Genomic DNA, 18,880 nt, shown 5'->3' with positions numbered 1-18,880 from the left:
CTTCAGCAAGGGGCGGCGCAAGCTGCCCCTTCACTCTTGAGCAGAGACCGCCAAATGGCCAAGAAACCGCAACAGCTTGCCATCGACACCCGCCCTTGGCGTGATCCCTCCAACAACAAGCCCTTTGTCCGCATCAAGAACGTCACCAAGAAATTCGGTGACATCACCGCGGTCTATGACGTTTCGCTCGATATCTACCGTTCCGAACTCTTCTGCCTCCTGGGCGGCTCCGGCTCCGGCAAGTCGACGCTTCTGCGCATGCTGGCCGGCTTTGAACGCCCCACTTCGGGCACGATCGAAATCGATGGCCAGGACATGACCGACGTGCCGCCCTATCAGCGGCCGGTCAACATGATGTTCCAGTCCTATGCGCTCTTCCCGCACATGTCGGTCGAGCAGAACATCGCCTATGGCCTCAAGCGCGATCACCTGCCCCGTGACGAGATCAATGCGCGCGTCGCCGAGCTCCTGGCCCTGGTCAAGCTCCAGGACTATGGCAAGCGCCGTCCGCACCAGCTCTCCGGCGGCCAGCGCCAGCGCGTCGCCCTCGCACGCGCCCTCGCCAAGCGTCCCAAGCTCCTGCTGCTCGATGAACCCCTTGGCGCGCTCGACAAGAAGCTGCGCGAGGAAACCCAGTTCGAACTGGTAAAAATTCAAGAACAGCTCGGCGTCACCTTTATCGTGGTCACCCACGACCAGGAAGAAGCCATGACCCTGGCGACCCGCATCGGCGTCATGAACCAGGGTGAAATCGCCATGATCGGCGAGCCCACCGATATCTACGAATTCCCCAATTCGCGCTTTGTCGCCGGTTTCATCGGCTCCGCCAACATGGTGGAAGGCGTGGTCAGCGAAGACGAACCCGATCACGTCCGCATCCGCTCGGCGGAACTGGGCTGCGATATTTATGTTGGGCACGGCGTCGATTGCGCCCCCGACCAGATCCTCTGGTGGGCCATCCGCCCCGAAAAAATGTCGATCTCGCGCGAGCGTCCCGAAGGCCTCTTCGACGCCAACGTCACCAAGGGCGTGGTCGAGGAAATCGCCTATCTCGGCGATATCTCGCTCTACCAAATCGTTCTTGAGAGCGGCAAACGCATCCGCGTCAGCCAGACCAATTCCGTCCGCGGCAACCCCGACGCCATCACCTGGGAAGAAGAAGTCTACGTCACCTGGAACGACAATGCCGGCTCGGTGCTGACGTCATGACCGCCACGCACGAACCCACCTACCCGCCCCCGCGCCGCCTGCGTCCCTGGAATGCAGTCGAGCGGCGCCTCGCCAAGGTCGGCATTACCGGCCGCATGCTGGTGCTGGCCGCGCCGGCGCTCTGGCTCCTGGTCTTCTTCCTGATCCCCCTCGCCGTGGTCTTCGGCATTTCGCTCGCCACCAAGCAGTTCGGCCGCCCGCCTTATTCCGCCCTTCTTTCGACCGAAGACGGCACCGTGCAGCTCACCCTGCACCTTTCCAACTACATCCGCCTCTTCACCGACAACCTTTATGTCGCCGCCTACCTCTCCTCGATCCGCATCGCCGCGATCGCCACGATCATCACCCTGATCGTCGGCTACCCCATGGCCTATGCCATCGCGCGCGCGCCCGATCGCTGGCGCAATATCCTGCTGATGCTGGTGATCCTGCCCTTCTTCACCTCCTTCCTCCTGCGCGTTTACGCCCTGACCGGCTTCATGCGCGGCAATGGAGTCATCAACCAGGTCCTGGGCCTCTTCGGCATCCAGCCATTGGTGATGATGCAGACCGATTTTGCCGTCTATGTCGGCATCGTCTACACCTACCTGCCCTTCATGATCCTGCCGCTCTATACGACGCTGGTGAAGCTCGACACCTCGCTCTTCGAAGCCTCTGCCGACCTGGGTGCCAAGCCGCTGCGCACCTTCCTCTCGGTGACCCTGCCGCTGTCGCTGCCCGGGATCATCGCCGGCTCCATGCTGGTCTTCATCCCGGCCATCGGCGAATTCGTCATCCCGTCGCTGCTCGGCGGTCCGGAAACGTTGATGATCGGCCGCGTTCTTTGGGACGAATTCTTCACCAATGCCAATTGGCCCCGCGCTGCCGCGGTTGCCATGGCCATGCTCCTGGTGGTCGTCGTGCCCATCATGCTGTTGCAACGCGCCCAGGGCGCGGTGGTGGAGAAGTAACATGCGCCGTGGCTGGTTCCTCCCCATCGCTGCCGCGCTCGGCTTCTCCTTCCTTTATGCGCCGATCGTGAGCCTCGTCATTTTCAGCTTCAACGAAAACCGGCTTGTCACCGTCTGGTCCGGCTTTTCGCTGAAATGGTATGGCGAACTGTTCCGTGATCCGCAGATGCTGGGCGCCGCCTGGCTAAGCCTCCAGATCGCAGCTCTCGCGGCCTCGATCGCCCTTGTTCTGGGCACCCTGGCCGCCGTCGCCCTCGTCCGCTTCCGCCGCTTCAAGGGCCGCACGCTTTTTTCCGGCATGGTCTCCGCTCCGCTGGTCATGCCCGACGTCATCACCGGCCTCGCTCTTCTGCTGCTCTTTGTCGCCATGGAGTCGCTGATCGGCTGGCCGCGCGGCCGCGGCATGCTGACCATCGTCATTGCCCACGCCACCTTCTGCACGGCCTATGTCTGCGTTGTCGTCCAGTCCCGCCTCTCCGACTTCGACCGCAGCCTCGAAGAAGCGGCGATGGACCTGGGCGCCTCGCCCCTGCGCACCTTTTTCGATGTGACTCTGCCCATCATCGCCCCGGCTCTCGTCTCGGGCTGGCTCCTCGGCTTCACGCTGTCGCTCGACGACCTTGTCATCGCCAGCTTCGTCTCCGGCCCCGGCTCCTCGACCCTGCCAATGGTCATCTTCTCGAAAGTCCGCCTCGGCGTCTCCCCCGACGTCAACGCTTTGGCCACCATCATCATCGGCATCGTCGCTTTGGGCGTGCTTGCAGCAACAATCATTCAGCTCAGGTCGAAACCAAAGAAGGCGAGGGCATAGCCCATCTTGTCTCAGCGCGCGGAGAAGACACCCCCTTCCGAGCGCCGCTAGGCTCCTCCGTCGCCAAGCTCTGCTTGCCTTCCCCTCTGAGGGGGAAGGTGAACGCGGTGTGTTTGGCATTATCGTCCAAAATACCCGATGCCCCCTTCCCCCTTGAGGGGAAGGCAAGCGAAGCTTAGGCGCCCCGCGCCTTAGCGCAGCTCGGAAGGGGGTGTCGGCTTCTCCACAAACTCAATGTACCCCGTTTATCCTCTCCCCCGAATCCTCCGCTACATTCTCCCCATCAGCCGGGTGGAGATGGGGTTGCAACGATCAACCGCCCGGCGACAGTCGGGAGGGGTCTTTATCGTTGAGGATCCTGGGTCCGCGGACGGGGCTTGAGTAATCATCCCCTAAGACGCTGCCTGCCAGAAAGCCCGGCGCCCCGAGACGTCTTGCGTCTCACATACTAACTACTCACGAGACGGAAGCCGTCTCGGGGCACCATCATCTGATCATCAACCGGCGGCAATCCCGACCGGCCTCTCGGCCTGCCTCAAGCAGGCGGAGCGCTCTTTGAGCCGATCACAAAAATCGTGAACGACCGTGTCTATGGACAAGACGGCAAACGAGGCGCATCTTTCGGTCATGTTCAACAATTGCAAAGGAGGTGATCCAGTGTCTCATGAGAATTTGGTGCTCGAGGTCGTTCTGGGTTTTGGTGTGACGGTCGGGAGTGATCTCACCTAAAACACCCCTCCTAGGTCGCTCGAGACCTTAAAACTCAGGGAAGGCCCGCTCGCAGGAGCGGGCCTTTTCTGTTTCCCTTGACGGGAAGGCTCAAGCCATCGATACCGCTGCCCAGTATTTCAGCGGGTAGCCAGCATGTCGGCCAATTTCGTCCTGACCCTTTCTTGCGCCGATCGTCCCGGCATCGTTGCGGCCATCACCACCGAACTGGCGGCGCTCAACGCCAATATCGCCGAGAGCAACCAGTTCTGGGATCGCGAGACCGGCCGTTTCTTCATGCGCTTGGCCTTTGCTGCCCCCGATGGCATGAGCCGCGAAACAATCGAAAAAGCCCTTAAGGCCCCGATCGCCCGCTTCGACATGCAGACCATGCTGAGCGACGAAAGCCGCCGCAAGCGTATCGCCATCTTGGTCTCGAAATTCGACCATACCCTCTTGCATCTGCTCTACCAGATCCGCGTCGGCTGGCTCGACGCCGACGTTGCCGCGGTCATCTCCAACCACGAGGAAGCGCGCAAGATCGCCGAGGATGCCGGCATTCCGTTCCACTATCTGCCCGTCACCAAGGACACCAAGGCCGAGCAGGAAGCGCAGATCCTCGACATCGTCCGGTCCACCGGCGCCGACCTCGTCGTCCTCGCCCGCTACATGCAGGTTCTTTCCGACCAGCTCTCCACCCGGCTTTTTGGCCAGGTGATCAACATCCACCACTCGTTCCTGCCAAGTTTCAAGGGCGCCAAGCCCTATCACCAGGCGCATGAGCGCGGCGTCAAGATCATCGGCGCCACCGCCCACTACGTGACCCCCGATCTCGATGAAGGCCCGATCATCGAGCAGGAAACCGCCCGCGTCACCCACGCCATGAGCCCCGACGACCTCGTCGCAGCCGGCCGCGACATTGAAAGCCGCGTCCTCGCCCGCGCCGTCAAGCTGCACCTTGAAAACCGGGTGATGCTGAATGGAAAGAAAACCGTGGTGTTTGGGTAAGGGAAGCACTCCCACCCAACCTCCCCCTGAAAAAGGGGGAGGAGTCCGGCTGGTGGGTTGAACTCGATGGTGCTCCTCCCCCGCCTTACGGGGGAGGCCGGGTGGGGGCTCTAAGCCGCATCCACCGAGATGTCCTCCAGGTTAAGCGAATCCGCTAGACTGGTGCGGTCCAGAACCGCCCTCGTCGCCAGCGTCACCCGCTCGAACACGTGCCGGATCTCACAGGATCCCTCGTCCTTGCAATCCTCGCATTTGCGATAGGCGATCTTGCTCAGGCACGGCAGCGGCGCGATCGGTCCGTCGATCAGCCGCAGCACCTCGCCATACATGATCTCCTCGGGTGCCCGCACCAGCTCATAGCCGCCCATGCGCCCGCGGCGGCTCGAAACTATCCCCGCGCGTTTCAGTTCGAGTAGGATCTGCTCCAGGAACTTCTTGGGAATAGCCTGGTCACGCGAAATCTCACCGATCATCCGGCTCTGCCCGCGCCCGGCGCGCGCCAGCGCCACCAGCGCGCGAAGAGCATATTTGGCCTTTTGCGAGATCATGGTCTAGCTCTTGGTCTCCGGCTCCACCGGCGGCACGCCACCATCGCCCTCTGGCGCCCTTTTGCGGCTCCGTCTTGCCTTGGCGACCTTTGGGGCGGGCACAACTTCATCGATGCTTGCCGGAGCCTCACCGATTTCCGGCGCCGGCTGGACCGGCACGATCTCAGCCGAAGGCACGGGCTCCGCCTCGGCGGCAACCACCACTTCGGCTGCCGTCTCCTCGTCGATCACCACGGCCTCGACGACCTCGACGGCTTCGATCTCATCATCGGCATCAGGCTCTTCCACCGGCGGCGGCAGGTCGATCACAGGCTCATCGGCCGGCGGCAGCTGAGCCTCGACCACGGTGATCTCGGCTTCCGGCGTCGGCGCTGCGAGGCTCGGTTCGCTCATAACCTCGACCGGCTCGACCACCACGGGCTCCGCCTCAACCGGCACGCTCTCGGCCACCGGCTCGGGTTCACTCACAGCGGCACTGATTGCGGCGCTCGCCACCAGGTTCTCGCCGAGGGGCAGCTTGCTCGCTTCCGGCACGATGCTCGTCGCGCCTTCATTGCGCAGGAACTGCAAAATGCCCTTGCCGATCTCGCGCTCGCCGCGGATCACCGTCGAGGCACCCAGCCCGCGCAGGAAGCTTTCTTCCTCCTCGGAATAGGCGCGGGCAATAATCGAAATTCCGGGATTGAGCTTGCGCCCGCTCTCGCACACCGTGCCGGCTTCAAAACCATTGGAAATGGCGACGAGAAGATTTCGGGCAGCCGGAAGATTGGCAAGCCGCAACACGTCCTGGCTTGCCGCATTGCCGAAGATCACCTCGAACCCCTCGGCGCGGGCGGCGGCAACGTCGTGATCGCTATCTTCGATCACCACCAGCCCGCCACCATCGGTCTTGATGCCGGCAGCAACGATCCGCCCGACCTGGCCATACCCGACCAGCACGGTATGCCCGGTCTGGTGCGACGGCTCGCCGGTATCGTCATCGTCGCCGGGCGCACCGCGATCCACAGCGGCGATGCTCGGCGCATCCGTCGTGATCGGCCCCTGCGCCGCCATGCTCGGCTCGCGACGCATGTCGGCGGATGCCATATCGGGCTCGAAGCTGCGGCGGAAGCCAGCGCGTGCTTCGAGCCGAGGCTTGAGCACATCGAGCGCCATGAACACGACAGGGTTGAGCACGATCGAGATCAGCGCGCCGGCAAGGATCAGGTCCTGGCCCTCGGGCGGCAGGATCGCCAGGGCCACGCCCATGCTGGCGAGGATAAACGAAAACTCGCCGATCTGCGCCAGGGAGGCCGAAATCGTGAGCGCCGTCGAGATCGGTCGTCGAGCCAGGATCACGATCGCAAAAGCCGCCAACGACTTGCCGACCACGATGATGAACACCGTCGCCAGCACCAGAAGCGGCTGGGTGACGATGATCATGGGGTCAAACAGCATGCCGACCGAAACGAAGAACAACACGGCAAAGGCGTCGCGCAGCGGCAGCGTTTCCTGTGCGGCCCGGTGGCTCAGCTCGCTTTCCGAAAGGATCATACCGGCAAAGAAGGCGCCCAGCGCCAGCGATACGCCGAACAACACGGCCGATCCCAAGGCCACGCCCAACGCGATGGCCAGCACAGCCAGCCGGAACAGCTCACGGCTGCCGGTATGGGCCGTGCCATGCAGCGCCCAGGGAATGACGCGCCGTCCCACGACCAGCATGAAGCCGACAAAGGCCGCGACCTTGATCAGCGTCAGGATCAAAATGCCCCAAATGCCGACTTCGACACCTAGCAGGCGCGTAACGAAGGACACGAATGGATCGTGTACCCCGGTATCGCCGCCATTAAGGCTCGCGATGGCGGGCACCAAAACCAGCGCCAGGACCATCGCCAGGTCTTCGACGATCAGCCACCCCACGGCGATGCGGCCGCGCTCGCTCTCGATCAAGCGCCGGTCCTGCAGCGCCTTGAGCAGCACGACGGTCGAGGCTACCGAAAGCGCGAGCCCAAAGAGGATCGAGCCGAACAGCTCCCAGCCCAGCACCAGGCCCAGGACGGTGCCGAGCAGCGTCGCAAAGCCCATCTGTGCGACGGCGCCGGGAATGGCGAGCGCCCGCACGCTCATCAGGTCCTTGAGCGAAAAGTGGAGGCCCACGCCAAACATCAGGAGAATGACGCCAATTTCCGCGAGTTCGGAGCCAAGCTGCTGGTCGGCCACAAAGCCGGGCGTATGCGGCCCGACCAGAATACCGGCAAAGAGATACCCCACCAAAGGCGGCATCCTGAACCGGTTGGCGATCATGCCAAAGATAAAGGCCAGCACCAGACCCGCGACGATCGTTGAGATCAGGGGGGTGTCATGGTGCATTCGCGCCTCCGTGCAGGTTTGGGAAAATCTCTATCGGGACAATGGGGTAACGACATTCCGAGCGCAAGCGTTCATCGGCAAAAGCCGATTGTCCGTTAGGCTAAGAAGCGACCATGCGCCCATAAAGGCAGCAAACTTGGCTGAAGTTGGGTCTTAGCTGACGATGGTGATCTTTTCGGCGGCGCGGGTAATGCCCGTATAAAGCCAGCGTGCCCGCTCCTCGCGGAAGACGAAGCTTTCGTCGAAAAGATAAACATTGTCCCACTGGCTGCCCTGCGCCTTGTGGACGGTGAGGCAGTAGCCGAAGGTGAATTCGTCGAACTGGCGTCGCTCCGTCCAGGCCATGGCTTCCTCCTCGCCGGAGAAAAACGCCTTGTGCGTGAGCACGCGCGTCTCACCCTTGCCCTCGTCATCGGCCAGCATCAGGCTCCATTTGCCGTTGGACCGTCGCGTCGTGTCGGTAACGATCCAGATCTGCCCGTTCAGCAGGCGCTTGCGCGGATTGTTCCTGAGGCAGACCATTCGGTCGCCCACGACTGGCTCGTGAAACGGCAGGCCACGCAGTTCGCGCAAACGGTCATTATAGGTCAGCCGTGTCTTGTTGCGGCCCACCAGCACCTGATCGGCCTGCATCACCGCGTCGCGGTCTACCTTGTTGCGGCCGACGACAACGCTTTCGCCATAGCGGCCATGCTCGAGATAGCCGCCCTCACGCACCGCCATCGACAGCTGGATGATCGGATTGTCCGCCGCCTGCCGATGAATTTCGGTCAGCATGATGTCGGGCTCGGTAGCGACGAAAAATCCCGCTCCCTGCACTGGCGGCAGCTGGAACGGATCGCCAAGCACCAAAACCTTGGTGCCAAAGCTCAGAAGGTCGGCCCCGAGCTGTTCGTCCACCATCGAGACTTCGTCGATGACGATGAGGTCGGCATCTGCCGCCGGCGATTCCGGATCAAGGACGAAGCGTGGCTCGCCCTCTTTTTCGCTGACCAGCGTATAGATCAGCGAATGGATGGTCTGAGCGCCCTTGCAGCCGCGCTTTCGCATCACCATAGCCGCCTTGCCGGTGAAGGCCGCATATTTGACGGTCCGTACATCCTGCGCCAAATGCACCGCGAGCGTAGACTTGCCCGTCCCCGCCCAACCGAACAGGCGAAAAACCTGCGGCCCGTTCCGATCCTTGAGCCATTTGGAGACGGCGACCAGCGCCGCGTCCTGCTGCGAGGACCAGACCGGCGCCATCAGACGATCGTCGTCCGTACGGTGCCAACGCCTTCTATCGCCCCTTCAAGCACGTCACCACGCGTGACGGCACTGACCCCTGCAGGTGTACCGGTCATGATCAGGTCGCCGGCCCGCAGCGTCACGAAGCGGCTGAGTTCGGCAATGGTCTCGGAAACGTTCCAGATCTGGTCCCCGAGGTCGCCGCGCTGGCGCTCGTCACCATTGACCCGCAGCGTGATGGCGCCCTGAGACGGATGGCCGATAAACTCGGCCGGTTCGATCTCACCAACGGGTGCCGAATAATCGAAAGCCTTGGCCATCTCCCACGGGCGCCCGGCCTTCTTAGCAGTAGCTTGCAAGTCGCGTCGGGTCATGTCGAGCCCGACGGCATAGCCATAAACATGCTCCAAGGCATCCTCGACGGCGATGTCGCTCCCGTCCTTGCCGATCGCTACGACCAGTTCGATCTCGTGATGAAGATCGGCCGTTTGCGGCGGATAGGGCATAGGTGCGCCGCCGGTGATCACGGCATCCGCAGGCTTGCTGAAAAAGAAGGGCGGATCGCGTTCGTCATTGCCCATCTCACGGATGTGCTCGGCATAGTTGCGCCCGACGCAATAGATGCGCCGTACCGCAAATTGCCCACCCCGTGCGATCGGAATGGCGACTGGAGCCTGCGGCTCGAACAGAAAATCAGCCACGCTTGAACTCCTCGGCATAGGGGGCGATGAGGTCGAGATCGACCTTGCTCAGCCGGTCCTGCGCGGTGAACGACTGGTGCCAATACGGGTAGAGCAGCGGCGGACGGCTCACGGCGTCGAGACGCGCCCGTTCTTCGTCGCTCAACACCAGGTCGGCAGCAGCAATGTTGTCGGCGAACTGCTTCTCATTGCGACCGCCGATGATCACCGAGGTCACGCCCGGTCGACCCAGGAGCCAGCTCAGCGCTACCTGCGCGCCGGACACGCCACGCGCTTCGGCAATCTCCACCACAACATCGATGATGTCATAGAGCTTATCCCAATCGTAGACCGGCGGTTCGCGGAAGCCTCCGACATGCCGGCCGCTATCCGGCTGGCTGTCGCGACGGTATTTGCCCGAAAGCAGGCCACCGGCCAGCGGCGACCAGACGAGTATGCCAAGTCCCTGGTCCTGCCCAATCGGCACCAGTTCGAATTCGGCATCGCGGGAATGCAGCGAATAGTGGATCTGCTGGCTGACAAAGCGCTCGCCGTGTCGCGCACCGGCCGCCATCAGCGCCTTCATGATATGCCAGCCCGAATAGTTCGAGCAGCCGATATAGCGGACATGCCCATGGCGCACGAGCGTATCGAGCGCTTCCATGGTTTCTTCGATCGGCGTCTGCCCGTCCCATTCATGCACCTGATAAAGGTCGATATGGTCGGTCTTGAGCCGCTTGAGGCTGGCCTTGCACTGCTCGATGATGTGATGGCGGCTGAGCCCGATCTGGTTGGGGCCCTCGCCCATCTTGAAGCGCACCTTGGTGGCGACCAGCGCGCGTTCCCGCCGCCCATTCTCGCTCAGCACCTCGCCCAAAATTTCTTCAGAAACGCCGGCATTGTAGACATTGGCGGTGTCGTAGAAATTGATGCCGGCGTCAAGGCACATGTCGACCTGCCGCGCCGCACTCGCTTGATCGGTGTTGCCGATCCGCTCGCTGCCGCCAAAGGTCATGGTTCCCATGGTCATTACCGAGACCTTGAGGCCTGATCGTCCCAGCAATCGATATTCCACGAGATTCCTCCTTTGTTCTTGGCGCTCAAGGGCTAAAGCTTGTCTTCGTGGCGGTCAACAGAACTTCACCGTTTCGCGCTCGCTTCTGCTACAGGGTGCCGACCTCTTCGAAAGCGCGCCCTTTGCGTCCGACTTCCATTCTCTTGCCCATCCTTCTCGTCACCTTCGGCATGGTCTTCACGGCGACCGGCTCGAGCTTCGCCAAGCTCCTGTTTCCGCTCGTCGGCGCTTTCGGAGCGACCGCCCTGAGGCTGACGCTTGCGGCGATAGTGCTGCTCCTCGTCTTTCGGCCATGGCGCTTCAAGTTGACCCGCCTGCAGATCCGCAGCGTGCTACTCTATGGCGGCATGATGGGCGCCATGAACCTCTTCTTCTATGCTGCCATCGAGCATATTCCGCTCGGCGTTGCCGTGGCGCTCGAATTTACCGGTCCGCTTTCCGTTGCTCTGTTCGGAGCACGAAAGCCCTTGGACTTCTTCTGGATCGCCTTGGCTCTTTTGGGCTTCGCCTCGCTCTTGCCGTGGTCGCAGACGTCCGGTGACATCTCGCCCTTCGGCATAGCCCTGGCCCTTTGCGCCGGCGCTTGCTGGGCGGGTTACATTATCTATGGGCAGCGCGCCGGGATAGGTGGCGGCCCTCATATCGCGGCGCTCGGCGTCACGGCAGCGGCAACAATTGCCTTGCCTCTGGGCATTATTACCACCGGGCCTGCTTTGTTCGATCCTGCTGTCTTGCCGCTCGGATTTGCGGTCGCTCTTCTGTCGAGCGCCATTCCCTATGCACTCGACATGGTCGCCTTGCCCCATATTCCAGCGCGTCTATTCGGTATCCTGATGAGCGGGCAACCCGCTTTGGCTGCCCTTACGGGCCTTATCGTCCTGGGCGAAACACTCTCGGTGCTGCAGATCGCAGGTATCGCTGCCATCATTGCAGCTTCAATCGGCGCAACGCTCACCATCGCGCGCCGCAGCTGACATCTTGGAATTAGAGCAAGAGCGGAGCATAGTCACCGCCGCAAACGATTGAGGGGTCGACATGCTCTACGCCATCCTGTGCTACAACGAGGAAAAAGTTGTCTCCAGCTGGACTCCGGCTGAAGACGCGGCCTGCATGAAGCGTCTCGCCGCTGTGCAGCAGGGCATGAGCGCCAAGGGCAAGCTCGGACCTGTCGTCCGCCTCGTCAACACCGACGAAGCCATGACGCTGCGCAAGATGAACGGCGAGCACGTCGTCTTCGATGGCCCCTTTGCCGAAACCAAAGAACAGTTCTTGGGCTTCTACGTCGCCGACTGCGACAACATGGATGAAGCGCTCGACTTCGCCAAACAACTCGCCGTCGCTAATCCGGGTGTCGGCTCCTATGAGATCCGCCCGCTTCGCTACTTCGGCGACAACAAGCTCGCCAAGCCCCAATTGCTGGCCGTCGGCTAAAACAGAGGCATCATGCTCGCCAAGGATTTCGTGGTCGAAGACCCTCGCTTCGAGCGACTGGTCTTGGGCAATGTCGCTGTCGAAAGGCTCTATACCGGGTCTCGCTGGGCCGAGGGGCCGGCCTATTTTGCTGCTGGCAGATACCTGCTCTGGTCCGACATCCCGAACAACCGCTTGCTCCGCTTCGACGAGACGGACAACTCGGTTTCCGTTTTCCAGCAGCCCTCCAATCATCAAAATGGCCACACGGTCGATACCCAAGGCCGGCTGATCTCCTGCGAACATCTGGGTCGCTGCGTGTCCATGATCGACCATGACGGCACGCGCATCGTCCTAGCCGACCACTTCAACGGCAAAAAGCTCAATTCTCCGAACGATGTCGTCGTCAAGTCCGACGGCTCGATCTGGTTTACCGACCCCAGCTACGGCATCGACACCGACTATGAAGGCGATCAGGCCGCGAGCGAACAGGATGGCTGCTACGTCTATCGCATCGATCCCGACGGAACGCTGGCTGCCGTGGCGACCGACTTCGTGCGACCCAACGGTCTCGCCTTTTCGCCGGATGAAAGCGTGCTCTACATCAGCGACACCGGCGTGAGCCCGAGCCACCTCCGCGCCCTCAGCGTTGATGAAGACGGCAAGATGCTGGGCCATTCCCAGGTTTTCGCCACCTGCGAGATCGGCGGCTTCGACGGTTTTCGCGTCGATCAACACGGCAATGTCTGGACAAGCGCCGGCGATGGCGTCCACTGCTATGCGCCCGACGGCACGCGCCTCGGACGCATCCTGATCCCGGAAGTCGTCGCCAATGTCGAATTCGGCGGACTCAAGCGCAACCGGCTCTTTATCGCTGCCACCACCTCGCTTTATGCGGTCTACCTCAACACAAGACCGGTGCCACGATGAGCGGTCGCGTCGCGCTTGTCACCGGCGCCACGTCCGGCATCGGTAGGGCGACCGTCATCGGTCTTGCTGCAGCGGGCTATCGCGTTGCTGCGCTTGGACGCCGGGATGATGCTCTGCAAAGCCTTGCCTCAGATCATCCGATTGCATTTGCTCAGGCCTGCGACGTGACCGACCGAAAGGATGTCGCCCGCTACTTTGCCGCCATGCAGCAAGCGCTTGGTCGCCTCGACGTGGTCTTCAACAATGCGGGGCGGTCGGCACCTACTGCCAATTTTGGGGACATCGACCCCCACGACTGGGATGGCGTCATCGACGTCAACCTCACCGGCGCCTTCAACATAGCCCATGCCGCCTTTCGGGCCATGCGCGACCAGAACCCGCAAGGCGGGCGCATCATCAACAACGGCTCGATCTCGGCCCATGTGCCGCGTCCGCACGCTGCCGCCTATACGGTGAGCAAGCACGCCATCACCGGCCTCACCAAGGCCATCTCCCTGGATGGCCGAGCCTGTTCCATCGCCTGCGGCCAGATCGATATCGGTAATGTCGCGACCGATATGACGGCGGCCATGACCGGCGGCGTCTTGCAGCCGGACGGACGCACCATGCCCGAGCCCACTTTCGAGCTTCGCCACGTCGTTGATGCCGTCCTCTACATGGCCGGCCTGCCGCTCGAAGCCAATGTGCAGTTCATGACCGTTATGGCCACCAACATGCCCTTTATCGGCCGGGGCTAGAGCGCTTCGGGGTTGGCAGCGAGGCCATTGCGGGCCGTGGCGATGTGCCGACGCATCAGCATTTCCGCCAGCTCCTCATCACCGTCCGCGATGGCGTCAACGATGCGCTCATGCTCCACCAGCGCGCGCTGCGCCCGACCGGGGACGATCTGGTGGCGCATGCGAAAAAGACGAAAAAGCGTGTAATATTCGCCACATAGAAGGTCGAACAGCGACTGGCTGCGAGCGATGCGGGCGATCAGGAAATGAAAGTCCGAATTAGCGGTATCCTGCCAATAAAGCATGGCATCGGGCCGGTCGAGCGCCCTGGCATGCTTGGCGAGCATGGCACGGACTTCGACGATGTCTTCGGCAGTCGCGTGACGCGCGGCTTCCCGTGCCGCAAGCCCTTCCAGAACCTCGCGAATTCGAAATAGCTCGTCGGCCGCCTCGCGTGTTGGAACGATAACGCGCACGCCTTGCCGCGGCAGGCGGGTGACGAGCTTGCGTTCTTCGAGCCGCCTTATCGCCTCGCGCAATGGTCCGCGGCTGACGCCATATTGGGTGGCCAGCCGCGGTTCGCTGAGCTTGCTACCGGGCGCGATCTGCCCGGTAACGATGGCCTCGCAGAGCTGCTTGAAGAGGCTGTCGGCTAGCAAACTGCTAGCGTCCATGTCCAAATCTGCGGCACCTGGAGGCATTTTGTGCAGCACTTAAAGTCCGTGGTCGAAAATGCCCTGGCCGGTGGGCTGGGACGGCGTCACCGCACCGGACTTGAGGACCGGAAGCAGCGCATCAAGACCACCGGCGGGGAGGCCGGCATAGCCCTTGGCGGCGTCGAGGAAGCTCTGCCGTTCGGCGTCGCCGAGCTCGTCGCGCGTCAGGCTCTCGAACTTGCCGGCATAGTCCGGCCAGGTCCAGGGATGGTTGCCATTGGGATGCGCGTCGGCCACGCCGCGCTCGCCGGTTATGACGCGGCCATCCTCAAGCGTGACGATGATCTTGCCGCCGAAGGCTCGCTTGTCCGGATCGGGATCGAGGTAGCGCGTGGTCCAGGTGGGTTCTTCAACCGTGCGAATCTTGTGCCAGAGGGCTACGGTCGAAGGCGTGCGGGCACGCTCGCGGGTATAGCTGTCGACATGGTGCCATTTGCGGTCTTCGAGCGCGACCGCGAGAATATACATGATCGAGTGATCAAGCGTTTCGCGGCTGGCTTCCGGATCCATCTTCTGCGGATCGTTGGCGCCGGTGCCGATGACGTTGTGCGTGTGGTGGCTGGTTTCGAGGAGGATGTCCTTGACCTGGCCGAGATCGCCGATCTGGCTGGAAAGATCGATCGCAAGATCGATCAGTGCCTGCGCCTGGTATTCGGCGGAATGAGCCTTGGTATAAGTCTCCATGATGCCGCGCGGGCTTTCGCCGGGTGCGGGGAGTGATACCTGGTAGGCATCGTTCTTGCCGCCCAGCATCCAAGCGATGACGGAATCTTCGCCCTCATAAATCGGCGAGGGCGACTTCTCGCCCCGCATGGCGCGGTCGACGCATTCGATGGCGAGCTTGCCCGAAAAGCCCGGAACATAGGCTTTCCAGGAGCTGATCTCGCCTTTCCGGGATTGGCGGGTGGAGAAGGAAAGGTGCACGGCCTGGTTGACGGCCTGGAAGATCACTTCTGTCGACAATCCGAGCATGGCGCCGATCGCGGCGGTGGTGGCAGGCGCCAGGTGCGCGACGTGGTCCTTCTTGTATTTGTGCAGCGAAATGGCCTTCACCAGCGCCACATGCACTTCATAGGTCACGGCGATGCCGCGCGCCAAAGCTGCGCCATCAAGACCCATCTGCTGCGCCACCGCGATCAGTGGCGAAATGGCGTCGCCCGGGTGCGAGTAGTCGGCGGCAAGGAAGGTGTCGTGATAGTCGAGCTCGCGCACCGCCGTGGCATTGGCCCAGGCCGCCCATTCGGCATCGACGCGAACGCCTGAAAGACCATAAAGCGTTGCGCCACCCTTGCGCGGATGAGCCAGCGCCATGGCACGGGCTGCGGCGACTGGAGCGCGATTGATCGCGGCAAGCGCGACACTGGCATTGTCGACGATACGGCAGGCGATCATCTCGGACACATCCGCATCGAGTGGGCCGCAATTGGCCGCAAACTCGGCAATGTGCCAGGCCAGTTGCTCTTCGCGGGGCAGGTTGGCGGCTGAGGGATGAACCTTGACGTCGTAGGTCTTCATTGGGTCGTTGTCCTTGGGAGAAAGATCAGGCGTGTGCGCGCAAGCGCTTGAGGAAGATCGGCAGCGCCAGAAGCAGCACGGCGATGGTGAGAAGGATGGCCGAGAGCGGGGTCGAGACCAGCACCATCGGATTGCCTTGGCCTGCCGCAAGCGCCGTACGCAGCTGGTTTTCGGCCATGGGGCCGAGGATCAACCCGATCAGTACCGGGGCGATGGGGAAGTCGTAGACGCGCATGACATAGCCGGCGAGACCGACCACGAACATGATGGCCAGGTCTACCCAGGATCCGGCCAGGCCCCAGACGCCGATCATGGCGAAGACGAGGATGCCGGCATAAAGCTGCGGTCGCGGGATGCGCAGCAGCTGCACCCAAATGCCGACCAGCGGCAGATTGAGCACCAGGAGCATGACATTGCCCACATAGAGCGAGGCAATGAGGCCCCAGATTAGCGCCGGGTTCGAGGTGAAGAGGAAGGGGCCGGGCTGGAGGCCATAGTTCTGGAAAGCGGCCAGCAACACGGCGGCGGTTGCGGACGTCGGCAGGCCCAGCGTCAGGAGGGGCACGAGGATGCCGGCGGCAGCGGCATTGTTGGTCGCTTCCGGCCCGGCAACGCCCTCAATGGCACCTTTACCGAACTGTTCGGGGTGCTTGGAGAGCTTTCGCTCGAGCGTATAGCTCAGCATGGTCGGGATTTCCGAGCCACTGCCGGGCAGCGCGCCCATCGGAAAGCCGATTGCGGTGCCACGCAGCCACGGCTTCCAGGAGCGAGCGAAATCTTCCCGCGTCATCCAGAGCTTGCCCTTGACCGGCGCCATGACGCCGGGAACGCTGCGATAGCGGCTGGCGACATAGAGAATTTCGCCGACGGCAAAGAGCGAAACCAGCACGACGGTAAGCGCAATGCCGCGCAACAGCTGCATATTGCCAAAGGTGAGGCGCGGCTGACCGGTCATGGCGTCGATGCCGATGACCCCGATGGCAATGCCCAAAAACAGCGAGATGAAGCCGCGCGTGCGCGAGGCGCCCATCACCACGGCGACCGAACAGAAGGCCAGTGCGGTGATGGCGAAATAGTCGGTCGGCTTAAAGTAGAAGGCCAGTTCGGCAACGAAGGGCGCAGCAAAGGTCAGCGCCAGCGTCGCAAAGGTGCCGGCAACAAAGGAGCCGATGGCAGCGGTCGCAAGCGCCGCGGCGCCGCGGCCGGCGCGGGCCATCTTGTTCCCCTCGAGCGCCGTCATCATCGAGCCGGCTTCGCCTGGCGTGTTGAGCAGGATCGAGGTGGTCGAGCCGCCATACATCGCGCCATACAAAATGCCGGCGAACATAATGAAGGCCGATGTCGGCGCCAGCGCCGTCGTCACCGGCAAAAGCAACGCAATGGTCAGCGCCGGACCGATGCCTGGCAGGATGCCGATGGCGGTGCCGAGCACCGAGCCGACCAGCGCCCACATGAGGTTAACCGGCTGAAGCGCAACGCCGAAGCCTTGCAGAAGAAGCCCGAGAGTATCCATAACCTAGAACCCCAGTGGCGGGAAAAAGCGCCCGAGCTGCAGGCCGAGCTGGCTGAACAGGAACCAGGACGCGCAGGCAAGAATGGCGCCGCAAATCAGGTCCAGCCACCAGCGGCGCGACCCGAAGGCGTTAGCAACGAGGACGAAGGAGAGGGTCGCTGTGAAGGGCATGCCGAGCGGGCCCATCGTGGCGACGGGAACAGCAACGGCGACCAGCGCCGTCAAAAATGCGCGCTTGTCCATCTTGGCATCGGCTACGGCGTCTTCGGCGTCCTGCGGCTGAAAGCTTTCGCCGCGCCAGATCTGAAGAACGAGGACGGCGCCGAGGACCAGCAGTGCTGCTCCCGAAATGGTCACGAAGAGGCCAGGACCAACGGCGGCATAACGCGCGCCTTGCGGCAGGCCATAAGCGTTGACCAGCCAGACCGCGCCTATGACCATGAGGCCAATGCCGATCCAGTACGGACGGGAGGGAGCAGGGGCAGCCTGATGGCTGCCCCCTTCCAGAGTGTTCGGCGTCGGGTTGCCGTTATTGGACAAGACCGGCGTCCTTCAGGATCTGGCCCTGGGTCTCGGTTTCTTCGGCAATGAAGGCACCGAACTCGTCACCGGCGAGGAAGAAGTCTTCCCAACCCTGGGTGGCGAGAACCTGCTTCCAGGCGTCGCTCTGCGACAGCTGGGTGAAACGATCGACCCAAAGAGCGGTGTTTTCTTCCGGAGCGCCGGGAGCCGCAAGGATGCCGCGCCAGTTGGCGAGTTCCACCGGGTAGCCGGCTTCGGTGAAGGTCGGCACGTCAGGCAGGTTTTCGCGACGCTCGGCCGAGGTCACGGCGAGGATCTTGATGCGGCCCTGTTCGGCGAACTGGCCGAATTCGGAAGTGCCCGAAACGCCGGCAGTCAGCGTGCCGTTGACAATGGCGGTGACCGTTTCGGCGCCCGAAGTCTGCGGGATGTAGTTGAGGTCGGCGACCGAAATGCCGCCTTCCTGCGCAAGAAGCGCCAGCGCGATGTGGTCGACGCCACCGGCAGAGCCGCCGCCGAGTGGATGCGCGCCGGGATCGGCCTTGATGGCTTCGACGAGGTCTGCGAGCGTGTTGTAGGGCGAGTCAGCCGCTACGGCGACCACGAGATATTCGGCGGTCATGCGAGCGACCGGCTTGAATTCGGCGAGGTTGATCGGCGAATTGTTGAGCTCGATCGCGCCCACGGTGATGGCGCCGAACACGGCCAGCGCATCGGGCTGGCCCGACGAGGTGCCCAGGAACTCGGCAAGACCGACCGTGCCGCCGGCGCCACCAGTATTGGTGAAGTTGACGCCTTCTGTATAGATGCCGGCATCGTTCATGGCCTGGAAAGCTTGGCGGCCGAGGCCGTCCCAGCCACCGCCCGGATTGGCCGGCAGCATCACATTGACCTGGGCCTGCGCGGCGCCGGTGGCGAGGGCGCCGAATAGCGCCAGGGACGCCAGGGCTGTCTTGATCTTCATTGAATCCTCCTTGCGAACGGGTCTTTTGT

General features: G+C 62.6%; 17 protein-coding genes and 1 pseudogene. 8 read left to right on the top strand and 10 right to left on the bottom strand.

What is annotated here, in order from left to right; translation table 11 throughout:
- Window positions 1–54: 54 nt before the first annotated feature.
- The 4 genes from JI748_RS16605 (at window position 55) to purU (ending at window position 4,686) form a co-directional block, all read left to right on the top strand.
- A complete protein-coding gene (locus JI748_RS16605; RefSeq protein WP_201633272.1) occupies window positions 55–1,209 on the top strand; it encodes an ABC transporter ATP-binding protein in 1,155 nt (384 codons plus the stop codon).
- The gene (locus JI748_RS16600) at window positions 1,206–2,159 is read left to right on the top strand and encodes an ABC transporter permease subunit (RefSeq protein WP_201633269.1); all 954 of its coding nucleotides are present in this window, start codon (window positions 1,206–1,208) and stop codon (window positions 2,157–2,159) included. The genes JI748_RS16605 and JI748_RS16600 overlap by 4 nt, the downstream gene beginning before the upstream one ends.
- Before the next feature lies 1 nt (window position 2,160).
- Window positions 2,161–2,970, top strand: a complete 810-nt coding sequence (locus JI748_RS16595) for an ABC transporter permease subunit (protein ID WP_201633267.1) — start codon at window positions 2,161–2,163, stop codon at window positions 2,968–2,970.
- A gap of 864 nt (window positions 2,971–3,834) precedes the next feature.
- Window positions 3,835–4,686 (top strand): formyltetrahydrofolate deformylase, encoded by an 852-nt coding sequence (gene purU / locus JI748_RS16590; RefSeq protein WP_201633264.1) that lies wholly within the window; start codon window positions 3,835–3,837, stop codon window positions 4,684–4,686.
- Between the two features lie 110 nt (window positions 4,687–4,796).
- Here the strand turns inward: purU and JI748_RS16585 are convergent, their stop codons facing one another.
- The 5 genes and pseudogenes from JI748_RS16585 to JI748_RS16565 form a co-directional block, all read right to left on the bottom strand.
- A complete protein-coding gene (locus JI748_RS16585; RefSeq protein ID WP_201633262.1) occupies window positions 4,797–5,234 on the bottom strand; it encodes an RrF2 family transcriptional regulator in 438 nt (145 codons plus the stop codon).
- A 519-nt stretch (window positions 5,235–5,753) separates the two neighbouring features.
- Window positions 5,754–7,583 (bottom strand): annotated as a pseudogene (locus JI748_RS16580) (cation:proton antiporter domain-containing protein); the annotation flags it as partial.
- Between the two features lie 153 nt (window positions 7,584–7,736).
- Window positions 7,737–8,828 carry an ATP-dependent DNA helicase gene (locus JI748_RS16575; RefSeq protein ID WP_201633256.1) on the bottom strand — a complete coding sequence of 364 codons (1,092 nt, stop codon included), beginning with the start codon at window positions 8,826–8,828 and terminating at the stop codon, window positions 7,737–7,739.
- On the bottom strand, window positions 8,828–9,511 hold the full coding sequence (locus tag JI748_RS16570) for a fumarylacetoacetate hydrolase family protein (RefSeq protein WP_233280564.1): 684 nt from the start codon (window positions 9,509–9,511) through the stop codon (window positions 8,828–8,830). Before JI748_RS16570 ends, JI748_RS16575 begins: the two co-directional genes overlap by 1 nt.
- Window positions 9,504–10,565 (bottom strand): aldo/keto reductase, encoded by a 1,062-nt coding sequence (locus JI748_RS16565; protein ID WP_201633251.1) that lies wholly within the window; start codon window positions 10,563–10,565, stop codon window positions 9,504–9,506. The genes JI748_RS16570 and JI748_RS16565 overlap by 8 nt, the downstream gene beginning before the upstream one ends.
- A 122-nt stretch (window positions 10,566–10,687) precedes the next feature.
- On the opposite strand from JI748_RS16565, the gene JI748_RS16560 reads away from it, so the two are divergent.
- The 4 genes from JI748_RS16560 (at window position 10,688) to JI748_RS16545 (ending at window position 13,642) form a co-directional block, all read left to right on the top strand.
- Window positions 10,688–11,539 (top strand): EamA family transporter, encoded by an 852-nt coding sequence (locus JI748_RS16560; protein ID WP_233280563.1) that lies wholly within the window; start codon window positions 10,688–10,690, stop codon window positions 11,537–11,539.
- A 61-nt stretch (window positions 11,540–11,600) separates the two neighbouring features.
- Window positions 11,601–11,996, top strand: a complete 396-nt coding sequence (locus JI748_RS16555; RefSeq protein WP_201633250.1) for a YciI family protein — start codon at window positions 11,601–11,603, stop codon at window positions 11,994–11,996.
- A 12-nt stretch (window positions 11,997–12,008) separates the two neighbouring features.
- Window positions 12,009–12,905 carry an SMP-30/gluconolactonase/LRE family protein gene (locus tag JI748_RS16550; RefSeq protein WP_201633246.1) on the top strand — a complete coding sequence of 299 codons (897 nt, stop codon included), beginning with the start codon at window positions 12,009–12,011 and terminating at the stop codon, window positions 12,903–12,905.
- Window positions 12,902–13,642, top strand: a complete 741-nt coding sequence (locus JI748_RS16545; RefSeq protein WP_201633243.1) for an SDR family oxidoreductase — start codon at window positions 12,902–12,904, stop codon at window positions 13,640–13,642. The genes JI748_RS16550 and JI748_RS16545 overlap by 4 nt, the downstream gene beginning before the upstream one ends.
- Here the strand turns inward: JI748_RS16545 and JI748_RS16540 are convergent.
- Genes JI748_RS16540 through JI748_RS16520 form a run of 5 tightly spaced genes read right to left on the bottom strand, consistent with a single transcriptional unit; the run spans window position 13,639 to window position 18,851 of the window.
- Window positions 13,639–14,295: a GntR family transcriptional regulator gene (locus tag JI748_RS16540; RefSeq protein ID WP_233280562.1), complete on the bottom strand. Its 657-nt coding sequence runs from the start codon at window positions 14,293–14,295 to the stop codon at window positions 13,639–13,641. The genes JI748_RS16545 and JI748_RS16540 overlap by 4 nt on opposite strands.
- A gap of 39 nt (window positions 14,296–14,334) precedes the next feature.
- A complete protein-coding gene (locus tag JI748_RS16535; protein ID WP_201633241.1) occupies window positions 14,335–15,852 on the bottom strand; it encodes an MmgE/PrpD family protein in 1,518 nt (505 codons plus the stop codon).
- A gap of 25 nt (window positions 15,853–15,877) precedes the next feature.
- Window positions 15,878–17,365: a tripartite tricarboxylate transporter permease gene (locus JI748_RS16530; protein WP_201633238.1), complete on the bottom strand. Its 1,488-nt coding sequence runs from the start codon at window positions 17,363–17,365 to the stop codon at window positions 15,878–15,880.
- A gap of 3 nt (window positions 17,366–17,368) precedes the next feature.
- Window positions 17,369–17,905, bottom strand: a complete 537-nt coding sequence (locus tag JI748_RS16525) for a tripartite tricarboxylate transporter TctB family protein (protein ID WP_233280561.1) — start codon at window positions 17,903–17,905, stop codon at window positions 17,369–17,371.
- The gene (locus JI748_RS16520) at window positions 17,895–18,851 is read right to left on the bottom strand and encodes a Bug family tripartite tricarboxylate transporter substrate binding protein (protein ID WP_164532688.1); all 957 of its coding nucleotides are present in this window, start codon (window positions 18,849–18,851) and stop codon (window positions 17,895–17,897) included. The genes JI748_RS16525 and JI748_RS16520 overlap by 11 nt, the downstream gene beginning before the upstream one ends.
- Between the last annotated feature and the right edge of the window lie 29 nt (window positions 18,852–18,880).

The organism is Devosia rhizoryzae (assembly GCF_016698665.1).
GTDB classification, from domain to species: domain Bacteria; phylum Pseudomonadota; class Alphaproteobacteria; order Rhizobiales; family Devosiaceae; genus Devosia; species Devosia rhizoryzae.
Note: the sequence above shows the minus strand (reverse complement) of the source record. Positions and strands in the feature narration are given on the sequence as shown.

Bases quoted from the DNA above. Each gene is read 5' to 3' on its own strand.
- JI748_RS16605 (WP_201633272.1), top strand. From the start codon at position 55: ATGGCCAAGAAACCGCAACAGCTTGCCATCGACACCCGCCCTTGGCGT.
- JI748_RS16600 (WP_201633269.1), top strand. From the start codon at position 1,206: ATGACCGCCACGCACGAACCCACCTACCCGCCCCCGCGCCGCCTGCGT.
- JI748_RS16595 (WP_201633267.1), top strand. From the start codon at position 2,161: ATGCGCCGTGGCTGGTTCCTCCCCATCGCTGCCGCGCTCGGCTTCTCC.
- purU (WP_201633264.1), top strand. From the start codon at position 3,835: ATGTCGGCCAATTTCGTCCTGACCCTTTCTTGCGCCGATCGTCCCGGC.
- JI748_RS16585 (WP_201633262.1), bottom strand. From the start codon at position 5,234: ATGATCTCGCAAAAGGCCAAATATGCTCTTCGCGCGCTGGTGGCGCTG.
- JI748_RS16575 (WP_201633256.1), bottom strand. From the start codon at position 8,828: ATGGCGCCGGTCTGGTCCTCGCAGCAGGACGCGGCGCTGGTCGCCGTC.
- JI748_RS16555 (WP_201633250.1), top strand. From the start codon at position 11,601: ATGCTCTACGCCATCCTGTGCTACAACGAGGAAAAAGTTGTCTCCAGC.
- JI748_RS16550 (WP_201633246.1), top strand. From the start codon at position 12,009: ATGCTCGCCAAGGATTTCGTGGTCGAAGACCCTCGCTTCGAGCGACTG.
- JI748_RS16545 (WP_201633243.1), top strand. From the start codon at position 12,902: ATGAGCGGTCGCGTCGCGCTTGTCACCGGCGCCACGTCCGGCATCGGT.
- JI748_RS16540 (WP_233280562.1), bottom strand. From the start codon at position 14,295: ATGGACGCTAGCAGTTTGCTAGCCGACAGCCTCTTCAAGCAGCTCTGC.
- JI748_RS16535 (WP_201633241.1), bottom strand. From the start codon at position 15,852: ATGAAGACCTACGACGTCAAGGTTCATCCCTCAGCCGCCAACCTGCCC.
- JI748_RS16530 (WP_201633238.1), bottom strand. From the start codon at position 17,365: ATGGATACTCTCGGGCTTCTTCTGCAAGGCTTCGGCGTTGCGCTTCAG.
- JI748_RS16520 (WP_164532688.1), bottom strand. From the start codon at position 18,851: ATGAAGATCAAGACAGCCCTGGCGTCCCTGGCGCTATTCGGCGCCCTC.